The organism is Rhizobium sp. LC145, from assembly GCF_001005825.1.
Taxonomy (GTDB): domain Bacteria; phylum Pseudomonadota; class Alphaproteobacteria; order Rhizobiales; family Rhizobiaceae; genus Neorhizobium.
The window spans coordinates 780,814-790,826 of sequence record NZ_LBHV01000002.1 but is presented as its reverse complement, the minus strand read 5'-3'; the positions used below and the strand labels follow the sequence as shown (position 1 = coordinate 790,826).

The following is a 10,013-nucleotide window of genomic DNA, read 5'->3' as shown; positions in this document are numbered from 1 at the left end:
GTCCGTTCGAGAAGCCAGGCGAGTGCTTCCTCGGTGATCTCGAAATGCTTTGAATAGCGCGCCTTCACATAGGCCTCGTTGAGGATGTTGTACCAGGCGGTGAAGCGGTGCTGGTCGCGCGGCCAGGCTTCGATGAGCCGGCGGTCGTGATCCTCAGCGAGGCCGCGCAGAAATTTGAGGTTGTGTGATGGCGGGCTGTAATTGGTCAGCGTCAATAAGAAAGTCGAATACAATCGCTCGATAGCTTGATGCAGTGTGAAAGCCGCATCTTTTGCCCATTCTGAATCCCCGGTCATTTTTTGGAGATTGAAGCGCGCGGTTTCGATGAGACGTTCAGATGCCGGCAACATGACGGAAAAGTGCCCACTAGCTACTTGATAGCGCTCGAGTTGGCTGAGCCGCTTCGGTTCGGCCAGCGGCCGGTCGTCGAGTTCGTAGAGCACGATGCCCTCACGCAGGATGTCGACGAAGAAATACTGCCCGTCGGCCAGGAAGTTGTTCACCTCGCGGGCGCCATGCACGATCAGCCCGACCGGCGTCGAGACACCTTTGTCCCATAGCAGCCGGTCGGTCGCCTTGTCCCAGTATTGCGGCTCGGCGAGTTTCTTGGAGCTGACGATGACGAGGATATCGTAATCGGAGCGGTAGCCCTTCATCGTGTGTGGCTCGTCCACCCAGGTGCCGCGGGCATACGAGCCGAACAGGATGATCTTCAGGATCCGCCCGCGCGTCTTGAACGTGGCCGAGCTTCCCGCGAGTGTATCGGCAAACTCCTCGTGGATGATCTCGACGACGCGGGCAAGCTCCCGCTGCTTCTTCTCGGGCAGATGTTCGAGGCTCGATTTCATATCCCATCGATAGGGCAAAGGCGATTCGCCGTCTACTACCGGAATTCATGGATTTGACGTTATGAAAGAATTGAAGATTGATCTATCTGGGATAACGAATGACGCCGTGAGTTCTTAGAGGTTGCTCATGAAATGAAAAAGCAATCTAAGCTTGTGGCAAGGATTCTCCAGACCGAGCCTTCTCCATCCTCGGATGGGCAGGTAAGTTTAGATGGCCGTGTGATTGGCCATCTCGCCTCAGATAAGCACTACTGTCGGGCAGTTATACTTCTGTTCGAGAGTTCGGAATTTTACGCACCGACTGGGCGGTCCCGTTATGAGAGCATCTGCAGCCCGTGCTTTTGCACGAGCGACAGGAGCTTGAGCGCAGGCCCGCTCGGCCGTTTAGCCCCCGTTTCCCATTTCTGGACCGTCGACTGGCTCGTGTTCAGATAACGGGCAAACACCGGCTGGCTTACATGGTTGTTCTCGCGGAGCGCCTTGATCTCGTCAGGCGTCAGTTCCTGCGGGATCACAAGGCAATCTTCATCGAAGGTCCGCATCGTTTCCTTGTCGATGGTCCCAGCAGCAAACATGCCTTCGACAGCGCTATGAATCGCCTCGAAGGCATCGCTTTTGAACTTGCGTTTAGTCGCCATGGTCAATCTCCAACAGGGCACCGGTCACGATTTCCGCTTCCAGGTCGGCTTTCGTCTTGCGACGGTAGAGGTCTGCGAGCTTCCGGAACGCTAGAAGTTCGTCATTATCGATGTTCGCCCGATCCTTCTTGGCGAAGAGATAGGCGAACACCCAGAACTCTCCGGCCTTTCCCAGAACGATTGAACGATGCATGTTGTCGTTGAGCCGCTTCTTGAAGACGCCACCGCCGAGATTCGGCCTGCCCAAGGGCAACCTGATGGATTGCCTTCGACAACGCGTTGTCTGAGATCCGCGCCTTCTTCGCCGCTTTGGTAAACCACGCTGTTTTGAACACTCGTTCTGATATCTATATATATAGCACTAAGTGCTATATCCATCAAGGTTTGAAAGGGAAAGTCATGCAGCCTTCCATACCTGATTCAGAATTCGGGCAGCAAGCGCGGCCTTGTCCTGAGGCAGGAAACGTCCGTAGTGCTGCTGCACCACGTCCGGCGTGTCCTGGATCGCGTAGCTTGCCTGTTCGTAAGATCCGGTTTGCTTGAGGATATGGGTCGCCAGAATATCCCGAAGATTGTGCGGGCCGTGCGGCAGCAGGCCTTTGATGGCACCACGACCTGTATACGGGTTATAGATACCGTAGCGCTGGATCACGGTCCGCCAGGCTTCGTAAAACTTGGTGGAATCGTATGCCGCGTCCAGGCTGGTTGTTTTCACTGTTTTGACGAACAGCGTGCCGGGATCCTTTGCCGGGCCGAGCAATACACTGCGGTGGCGATCGATATAGGCCTCGAGGTATTTGTAGAGATCGAGTAGGTCCGGCAGGATCAACCGGAATGGTTTTTGTCCGAAGAAGGACGAGCCTGAGTTCTTGAAGGCGACCGATGGGATCAGCACCTCCCAGCCGCGCTCGCGATCGCTCCATCGCAGCTCGCCACATTTCATGTCTTCCAGCCGGCGTTCGGAGGTCGGAAAATGGCCACGCGGGCACACGCGAAGCTGGCGGAGGTTCTTCTGCCGTAGCCCCAAGTGCAGCCCGAGCCGAAGCATCAGGAAAGAGCGGACTGCCTCCGCCGCCGATCGTGGATAGCGGTCTTCATCTGGCATACGCTTCAAGATCTCATCGGCGATCTTGCGATATTCCGCAAGAGGGCTGTCGGCTTCGAGAACGCACATGATGGGTTCGAATGGATCGCGATGGACACGCATGACCCGCTGGATTTCTTTGGAACGATTGGCGGCATGACGGTGAAACGCATCGAAGCGCTGTGCCAGTCGCGCGCCGCGAACTCGATCTCTTCCGGTGCGATCAATCCTTCGATCGGCCGGACATTTTTCAGAAGCTCCGGGTGCTGGCGGATCCAGCCGACCCCCGCCCGGGTAAGAGCTTGTGCCACCATCAGCATGTCCTCTTCCCATTTGGTGTAGAAGCCACGCCGCTGCTCACGCCATTGCAAATACCAGTCCCAGACGCCTGGAAAGATCAGCAGGCCGAAGGTCAACTGGCTGAGCGGGATACCGCCGCCTTTGACGATGCCGGCAGACGAAGCGGCGAGCGCGCCGAACATGAGCCTGAGATGCTCGATCTTCTGCGATGCCGTTTCCTCGCCCCAGACGCCGTTGCGCTGGAAACCTATCGCCGTCAGCGTCGACGTCTTAAAGCGGATCAGGTCCGCCATTTCCATCGCCAGCCGAGGCGGTGCGTCGGCCACGCCGGAAAGCAGGTCCGGATCCTCGATGGAATTCTCCGCGCTGCTACTGGTGCTAGTGGCGAGAAGGGACGACCGGGGAGATAAGGAGCCTCTACCATAGGTGACACCCGGAAAGCGGATGGCATAACGCTGCTTGCTGGCGGTGGCTTGGTAGCGGCGATAATCGGTCGAGCCGGAGATGATGACTCGACGCATCCAGTCGAGTATTTCCTCTCGCTTCGGAAGTGGGAGGCTGCCAAAGTTATCGGGCAGGTGCCAAGCCAGTCTTCTCCGCTCGGCGGGGTTGATGTCACCGAGATCATGACCGTGGAGCGATCGGGATTGGTGAGGCATCTTGGCCTTGAAATATCCTTCCGCGAGTTGGTAGCGTCGCTCGATGCGGGAGAGGATATCGAAACTAGCAATGGACCTTGGTGCACGTTCGCCCTGGATTCACGACAACAGGGTCTTTTCGTCGACAGTCTCACCGAGGCGAACGATGGCACGGTAGAGCTGCCAATAGCTATCGCCGAACCGGCGCATGTGATAGACGAGCGCGTCGTGGAAACTTTCCGGATCGTCCGCTACCTCGAACAGCGGTTCCGGAAATTCCTGTATCGGTTTCGGCTCTGGGCCTCTCTGTGCTGAAGCGGATTGGAAGGCAGCCCCGTCATTTCCCATTCTTTGCGGCTTGCGCGTGGACGATGTGGTCGACGTTGGCGCGCGGATATCAGGCTTGGCCGCTTTGCTTTTCGGATTTGATGGTCGACTGTCTTCCAAAGCCGCCGGCGCGCCGAGCCAGCGGATAATGGCGTCGAGGCCAGGACGGAGCTGCTTTTTCAGCTCCGGTGTCAGGTCGTCTTCGATCCCGCAGGCATCCGCAATGGCCGTCCAGTTGATGCGGCCATTCAGCAAGGGCGGTGACTTGCGATAAATGATTAAGCTTCTCAGGTAGGGCCTTATACTCTCCAAGGCCCGTTTGGATGTGCACGGTGCGATGCGCACATTACAGAATTCCGAGATTTTTCGTTGAAACTGACGTGAGGCAATATCTTGTTTCGGCATGCTAATTTTCCTTCTCGGCCCCAATGCCGAGGGCGAGCCGAAATAGAAGCTCTCGTTTAACAAAGGATGTAACGTCCAGAGCGAACAGGTAGGCAGGTGACCGGATGTCGCAAAGGCCCAGTGAAGCATTCACACGCACAGGCTACCCTTCTGACGGAGCAGTACGCCGTACTAGAACTATTGTGAGCTTCGTGCTACATAAAGGCGAATTCTGTAGCGCGAAGGTCCCATATGCCTACCCCCCATCAGCCATCGGTAGCCGTTAGGCGGGCTTTGCGAAAGCTCGGTGCCGATATCCAGGATGCCCGGCGCCGACGTAAGCTGCCGATGGCAGTGGTGGCAGAGCGAGCCTTTACCTCGCGCTCCACGCTGCAAAAGATCGAGGCGGGCGACACGAATGTCAGCATCGGAATCTATGCGGGCGTTCTCCTAGCGTTAGGGCTACTCGACGGGCTGACCAAGGTTGCTGACATCAGCAACGACAGTGTCGGCCAGGCACTTGCCACTGCCGATCTGCCGAAGCGCGTTCGCCTGAAGTCCGCATCGGGATTGTCTCGCGATGGCTGACTTCGAAGTTCATATCGATCTTGGTGGGGAGACCCGCAGAATTGGTCTTGCGAGGAGCAATCGTATCCGCGGTTCCGAGACCATACTGTTCGAGTATGACGATGCCTGGCTGAAGGATCCTGATCGGTTCTCGTTGGAACCCGCGATTGCATTGACCCGTGGGGCCTTTGCTCCGCCGGCAGGATTGGCAACGTTCGGATCTATCGGCGACTCCGCCCCCGACACCTGGGGACGACGGCTCATGCAACGCGCCGAGCGTCGCAACGCGGAACGCGAGGCGCGAGCTGTTCGCACCCTCGCCGAAAGTGACTACCTGCTGGGGGTTGCCGACGAAACTCGTCTCGGCGCGCTTCGATTCCGGTGGGTCGGGGAGGAGATCTTCCAGGCTCCCATCCAAACTGGCGTCCCAGCCGTCATCGAGCTTGGTCGGTTTCTGCAGATCACCGAGCGCATTTTGCGTGATGAAGAGACAGACGAAGACCTGCAGCTCATTTTCGCTCCCGGTTCGTCATTGGGCGGCGCCCGCCCGAAAGCTTCGGTCATCGATCAGCATGGCCATCTTTCCATTGCTAAGTTTCCGAAAGAGACCGACGAATACAGTATGGAGACCTGGGAGGAGATCGCCCTCCGGCTTGCTGACCAGGCCGGCATCGCCACTCCGCAACACGAGCTCATCGAAGTGGCTGGCAAAGCCGTCATGTTGTCTCGACGCTTCGACCGGAACGGGGCCATCCGCATTCCGTTTCTGTCAGCGATGGCGATGATGGGTGCCAGGGATGGCGAGCGCGGCAGTTATCCCGAAATTGTCGATGCACTCGCGGAGCGCGGAGCGCAAGGGAAGACCGACGCGCACGCTCTCTATCGGCGCGTGGTTTTCAACGTGTTGATCTCCAACGTCGACGATCATCTGCGCAACCACGGATTTCTATGGCTGGGCAGAGCCGGCTGGTCGCTTTCGCCGGCCTACGATCTCAACCCCGTTCCGAGCGATCTTAAGGCACGGGTGCTGACGACCAACATAGATCTGGACGAAGGCACCTGCTCCCTCGATCTATTGCAGGCTGCATCAGAATATTTTGCGCTGACGCTGGCCCAGGCACGAACCATCATCAAGGAGGTTGCAACGGTCACCGCGACTTGGCGTGAGACCGCCAGGGCAGCCGGAGCGCGAAGCAGCGAAATCAATCGTATGGCAAGTGCATTCGAGCATGACGACCTGAAGCGAGCGTCTGCGCTGTAATGAAGACGACGAGCTAGATTTAACCGGGTGTTTTCCAAATGAGTCCACGGCTACCAAAGCTTATTCAAAGAATAAATGATTGATAAAGATGTAACCATCGATAACCGATACTTATCGATGGCCAGCGGTGCGCTGGGGCATCATCGGGAGTGAGGAATGATAACTCCGAGATAGAGTTCGTTTATCAAATCATTTACCATGATTTCAATGCCTTATGATGTTTCAAAATTACCCATGCAGACCCTGCTGCGGCCGATTTCCGACGCCGGCATCGCACTCGCCCGTCTCGACGAGCGCATCGCCCGTTCGCCGGTCGGGCGGGGCTGGATCGAACGCCAGAATTTCGCCGATGCCTGCGCCTCGCTGTGGATCGACGGCGAACTCGTCCATCTCGAGGACCTCGTGCTCCACGACGCCACGCGCGACATCCGCACCCCCACCCACGAACTCACCATCGCCCGCGATGTGCTGCGCACGAGACGGCGCATCGCGGCGCAGCCGGCCGGCTGGGCGCTCAGCGCCGCCGGTCTGCGCAGCCTGCGCGGGCAGGGGCAAATCGTCGCCGACGGCGCCGCCAGCGAAACACTCGCCGTGGAAGGTCCTGTCGCGGCCGATGACGAGCCGACACCCGCTGATGAGGTGGAGAACGGAGGAGGGGAGGGGTCTGATGTTTCTGATCCGCTCGCGGCAGAGCTGGCGGCGATCGACGCTGTGCTCACGCGCTCGGAAGCGGTACTCACAGAAGCCACGGCGCCCAGCCGCGCCGGCGGTCGCGAAAAGGATCCCTTCATCTATGATCTCGATTGGGACGAGGACGAACGGCTCGGGGAATGGCGGACAGTCCTCCGCGAGCTCGACAGTTTCCCACCGGTGCTGCAGGCGATTGTCGCCCTCGACGCCTGGAATACCCTCGAAGTTTTGCAGCATGCGCCCTGGCTCGGCCGGCTGCTCGCTGCGTCGATTCTGCGTCAGGCGGGCCTCACCACGGCGGCGCATTTGGCCGCCTTCAATCTTGGGCTCAAGTCGATACCCGTCGATCGCCGCCGGCATCGCGATCGCGAAACCCGGTTGCTGGCCATTCTCGCCGGTCTCATCGCCGCTGCGGAGCTCGGCCTCAAGGAACACGACCGGCTGACCCTTGCCCGGCACTCGATGGAGCGAAGGCTGGTTGGTCGGCGCACATCATCAAAACTGCCGGAACTGGTCGACCTGGTGATGCCACGGCCGCTGGTGTCGGCCGGCATGATCGTCAAGGCGGTTGGCGTGACGCCGCAGGCGGGGGGCAGGATCGTCGAGGAGCTCGGGCTGCGGGAGATGACGGGGAGGGGGAGGTTTCGGGCGTGGGGCGTATGATGCGCGTCAGGTTCCGCGTGAACCAAAGAAGTTTGTAGAAAAATAGTCGATTAGCTCGGCCGCCTGGGTACCTTGCCTGAAACGCCGCTGCTCCTCGAAGTCGACGGATGGGATCAAATGGATGAATTGATTGTCGGCATAGAGTGACATGACCGCTTCGGGATCAGGCCCACCGGACCGAAGGCCCGTCATACTGTTTGCAGCTTCGATCGCGGCACCGATCATGACATCGGCGAGTTGCACGGCGGAACTCCTCTTGGAATCGACCTGCGTCACTTCCGCGAGCTTGAGGGGGAATTTAATGGATGCGATTTCGGTTTGGTGGAACTCGATTTCTTGGTCATGCTCGATGAAGCGCTTCAGGAGGTCGTGGTAGGTGAGCAAATTCTTCGATTGGTCGTGCTCGACGCGATAAGCTCCCTCCGCCATTACCTCCATTCGGCTGATGAGCGACTGCAATACTACCAGTGCAGCGTCAGTGCTCACACCGGGCGTTGCGATTGCCGAGAGACATTCGGGTGCGGCGTACTGGGCAAGTGGTCCCAACGCTTCGGGAAATTCTCGCCATCTTGTTGACCGAGCGGCTGTGACGAGCGCTTTCAGAGCGTCTGGCGTCTTCTCCTTGGCAGCGTGCTGGAATGCCGCAAGCATATTGTCGAAGGCTGCCCGTCCGAGAAGCGTGGGCCCCGCCATTGTGAGCAACGACGCCATCGCGTAGTTCTGCCCATGTTCGTAAAAGTTGATGCCCCGTTCGTAGTAGAAGGGCTCGACGGCATAGTCTAGGAACATAAGCACAAGCAGGAAGCGCTTGTGGCAGACATAGGTCACGCTCTTGTAGTGGGTAAGAAGATCGCGCTGCAACAAGAGCAGCCTCTGGTGATTGGCAGGGCGGCGCGACAGCGAGCGATATTTAAGTTCCGACGCTTGGAGCCGTGGGAAGTGTTCCTTGATAAGGCGTGCGGCATCCTCGTTGCTGACGGCAATCGCGGAAGCGCCCTGGAACCGCTGATCTTCATTGAGGAGGTCAAACCCCGTATATCCGCTTTCATCGATGCGAAAGCATTCCATGTCTGTGTTTCCCGGCATGTCGATACTTCTTTCGCTTCTCCTAAGAGGGATCTCCTCCCGCTTTCTTTTAAGTTATCCCTTCTCTTAGGCGAAATCGATGGGACGGCTGGCGGCGCAAAAGGCTAGGTGTGCTGGCCGTGAGCTGCGAATGCACGAAAACGGAGACGGCTCAGAGGGCGAGTGACGCCAGGCGACCCAGTGTCCGATAACCGCAGCGGTCTGCTGCGTTCGGGAGACGTCGGGCTGAAGCGCCCGGCGGGCGCTATCGCATTCTTGCTGCCGATTTCGATGTTCACGTGGAAGCCCCCGATTTTTTTAGAAGTATTTCATGATATGTGAGTGTCATGAGGGACGATTTGCAGGCAATACTTTCAGTATTCGCGGCCGCAGTGCGCGCACTGCTGCAGGACAAGGATCTTGCTTATGCCGATCCGGCCGAACGCGCGCTTGTCGCTCGAATTCGCGATCTACTGCATGGGCAGTATGCCGGTTGGTCGATCGATCTCGAATGGAATCGCCGCGAAGATGTCATAAAGCGTCTTCGATACGGTCTCAGCGATCATGAACTGATTGGCAAGGACGCCATCGTGCCTGACCTCATTGTGCATCGGGTCGGAAAGAGGGAGAACTTGCTGGTCGTCGAGGTCAAGAAGTCGACGAACAAGGACTTCGAGGGGGACATCCGGAAGCTCAAGGGCATGACCGAGCAAGCTGGACCCTATGGTTATAGGGTCGGCCTTCATCTGGTGATCGACGTGAAGGCGGGGGTTGCCCCTCGTTGCGACGTCTATGTTGACTCCGAACTGGATGAAGAGTTGACGGGATGGATGCACCTCGAGCTGGAGGGAGCAGATTGACCGCGGACCCGGCCGAGATCGTCAAGCTGGTCGGACGATTCACTGGTCCGGACCTTACACAAACGCTTTCGCGCATCGAAGGCGCGGTTCGCGGCGTTACGGCAGGAGACTGCACCGGCTTCCTCGAAAGTGCAGGGGCCGGCCGCGAAGTTCTCGCGGCGGCTGCGGGGATGAAGCGGCTGGCCGGCCAAATCAACGTCACGATCCATGCGCTCGGCATCCTAATGTGCCTGCCCCACATTCTCGAGCCGGACGAGCGGGTCGAATCTGTGTCGCTCGGCGCCGGGAATACGGGCCGCGACTTCGATCTTGAGACCAACGTTCGGGTTGCCGAATTCAAGTTCATCCGATGGCGTGGCGGCGCGGAAACGATCCGCCAGAATTCCGTTTTCAAGGATTATCTGCTGCTTGCCGAACATCCAACGATGAAGCGCAAGCACCTCTATCTGCTCGGGACCGAACATGCGATCAGGTTTTTGCGAGGTGGCCGGGCAATGTCGAGCGTGCTGAGCAGAAACAGCAAGCTGCAGAAAATGTTTGCGGATCGGTTCGGAGAGAGATTTCGAACAGTCGGCGACTACTACGCGGTTCACGGCAACGCGGTGCAGATTGATGATGTCTCATCGTGGCTTTCGGAATTGGCCGAAGAGCTGATCGCGGAGGTGGATATGGACACGAACGACTGAGG

The 10,013-nt window shown here is 58.3% G+C and carries 8 protein-coding genes and 2 pseudogenes; 5 read left to right on the top strand and 5 right to left on the bottom strand.

Features of this window, described 5'->3' with window-relative positions:
• From YH62_RS08325 to YH62_RS08310, 4 genes and pseudogenes are all read right to left on the bottom strand, one after another.
• Nucleotides 1–848, bottom strand: an 848-nt coding sequence (locus YH62_RS08325) for a nucleotidyltransferase and HEPN domain-containing protein (protein WP_046793664.1), incomplete at its 3' end; no start/stop codon positions are given.
• A 314-nt stretch (nucleotides 849–1,162) separates the two neighbouring features.
• Complete coding sequence (locus tag YH62_RS08320; RefSeq protein ID WP_046793663.1) at nucleotides 1,163–1,486, bottom strand: DNA-binding transcriptional regulator; 324 nt, start codon at nucleotides 1,484–1,486, stop codon at nucleotides 1,163–1,165.
• Nucleotides 1,476–1,833, bottom strand: a pseudogene (locus YH62_RS08315) (type II toxin-antitoxin system RelE/ParE family toxin). The gene YH62_RS08320 and the pseudogene YH62_RS08315 overlap by 11 nt, the downstream one beginning before the upstream one ends.
• A gap of 50 nt (nucleotides 1,834–1,883) precedes the next feature.
• Nucleotides 1,884–4,240: pseudogene (locus tag YH62_RS08310) on the bottom strand (hypothetical protein).
• 231 nt (nucleotides 4,241–4,471) lie between these two features.
• Here YH62_RS08310 and YH62_RS08305 point away from each other — a divergent pair.
• From YH62_RS08305 to YH62_RS08295, 3 genes are all read left to right on the top strand, one after another.
• Nucleotides 4,472–4,807, top strand: a complete 336-nt coding sequence (locus tag YH62_RS08305; RefSeq protein ID WP_046793662.1) for a helix-turn-helix transcriptional regulator — start codon at nucleotides 4,472–4,474, stop codon at nucleotides 4,805–4,807.
• Nucleotides 4,800–6,047: a HipA domain-containing protein gene (locus YH62_RS08300; RefSeq protein WP_046793661.1), complete on the top strand. Its 1,248-nt coding sequence runs from the start codon at nucleotides 4,800–4,802 to the stop codon at nucleotides 6,045–6,047. The genes YH62_RS08305 and YH62_RS08300 overlap by 8 nt, the downstream gene beginning before the upstream one ends.
• Nucleotides 6,048–6,245: 198 nt before the next feature.
• Nucleotides 6,246–7,400 (top strand): RHE_PE00001 family protein, encoded by a 1,155-nt coding sequence (locus YH62_RS08295; protein WP_046793660.1) that lies wholly within the window; start codon nucleotides 6,246–6,248, stop codon nucleotides 7,398–7,400.
• A 6-nt stretch (nucleotides 7,401–7,406) separates the two neighbouring features.
• On the opposite strand, the gene YH62_RS08290 is transcribed toward YH62_RS08295, so the two are convergent.
• Entirely contained in the window at nucleotides 7,407–8,468 is a 1,062-nt protein-coding gene (locus YH62_RS08290) for a DUF3800 domain-containing protein (RefSeq protein ID WP_046793659.1), read from the bottom strand.
• 344 nt (nucleotides 8,469–8,812) lie between these two features.
• On the opposite strand from YH62_RS08290, the gene YH62_RS08285 reads away from it, so the two are divergent.
• Entirely contained in the window at nucleotides 8,813–9,325 is a 513-nt protein-coding gene (locus YH62_RS08285; protein ID WP_082118296.1) for a hypothetical protein, read from the top strand.
• A complete protein-coding gene (locus YH62_RS08280; RefSeq protein WP_052760370.1) occupies nucleotides 9,322–10,011 on the top strand; it encodes a hypothetical protein in 690 nt (229 codons plus the stop codon). The genes YH62_RS08285 and YH62_RS08280 overlap by 4 nt, the downstream gene beginning before the upstream one ends.
• Nucleotides 10,012–10,013 lie beyond the last annotated feature (2 nt).